At 52.1% G+C, this 1,452-nt stretch carries 1 rRNA gene; it reads right to left on the bottom strand.

Going from position 1 to position 1,452, the window contains the following annotated elements:
- Positions 1 to 1,429 (bottom strand): 16S ribosomal RNA (locus A9G10_RS04590); the annotation flags it as partial.
- Between the last annotated feature and the right edge of the window lie 23 nt (positions 1,430 to 1,452).

Below are 1,452 nucleotides of genomic sequence, written 5' to 3'. Positions count from 1 at the left end.
TCTGGTGCAACCCACTCCCATGGTGTGACGGGCGGTGTGTACAAGGCCCGGGAACGTATTCACCGTGACATTCTGATTCACGATTACTAGCGATTCCGACTTCATGGAGTCGAGTTGCAGACTCCAATCCGGACTTAGACGTACTTTCTGAGGTCCGCTTGCTCTCGCGAGGTCGCCTCCCTTTGTATACGCCATTGTAGCACGTGTGTAGCCCTGGTCGTAAGGGCCATGATGACTTGACGTCGTCCCCACCTTCCTCCGCTTTATCAACGGCAGTCTCCTTTGAGTTCCCGACCTAATCGCTGGCAACAAAGGATAAGGGTTGCGCTCGTTGCGGGACTTAACCCAACATTTCACAACACGAGCTGACGACAGCCATGCAGCACCTGTCTCACAGTTCCCGAAGGCACTCCAGCATCTCTGCCAGATTCTGTGGATGTCAAGACCAGGTAAGGTTCTTCGCGTTGCATCGAATTAAACCACATGCTCCACCGCTTGTGCGGGCCCCCGTCAATTCATTTGAGTTTTAACCTTGCGGCCGTACTCCCCAGGCGGTCGATTTATCGCGTTAGCTTCGGAGCCCATCACTCAGGGCAACAAACTCCAAATCGACATCGTTTACAGCGTGGACTACCAGGGTATCTAATCCTGTTTGCTCCCCACGCTTTCGCATCTCAGCGTCAGTATCTGTCCAGAAGGCCGCCTTCGCCACCGGTATTCCTCCACATCTCTACGCATTTCACCGCTACACGTGGAATTCTACCTTCCTCTACAATACTCCAGATAACCAGTTTTAAGTGCAATTCCCAGGTTGAGCCCGGGGCTTTCACACCTAACTTAATTATCCGCCTACATGCCCTTTACGCCCAGTCATTCCGATTAACGCTCGCACCCTCCGTATTACCGCGGCTGCTGGCACGGAGTTAGCCGGTGCTTCTTCTGTAGCTAACGTCAATTGCATGCACTTTTCATACACACAACTTCCTCACTACCGAAAGTACTTTACAACCCGAAGGCCTTCTTCATACACGCGGCATGGCTGCATCAGGGTTCCCCCCATTGTGCAATATTCCCCACTGCTGCCTCCCGTAGGAGTCTGGACCGTGTCTCAGTTCCAGTGTGGCTGGTCATCCTCTCAGACCAGCTAGAGATCGTCGCCTTGGTGAGCCTTTACCACACCAACTAGCTAATCCCATATGGGTTCATCAAATGGCGCACGTCCTTGCGGAACCGTACTTTGGTCTCTCAACTTTATGCGGTATTAGCAGTCGTTTCCAACTGTTGTCCCCCTCCATTTGGCAGATCCCCATACCTTACTCACCCGTCCGCCACTCGTCATCAAGTGCAAGCACTCATGTTACCGTTCGACTTGCATGTGTTAAGCCTGCCGCCAGCGTTCAATCTGAGCCATGATCAAACTCTTCAATTTAAAGTTTGATGCTCAATAACTGT

The organism is Gilliamella sp. wkB308 (genome assembly GCF_001690185.1).
GTDB classification, from domain to species: Bacteria; Pseudomonadota; Gammaproteobacteria; order Enterobacterales; family Orbaceae; genus Gilliamella; species Gilliamella apicola_I.
Note: the sequence above shows the minus strand (reverse complement) of the source record. Positions and strands in the feature narration are given on the sequence as shown.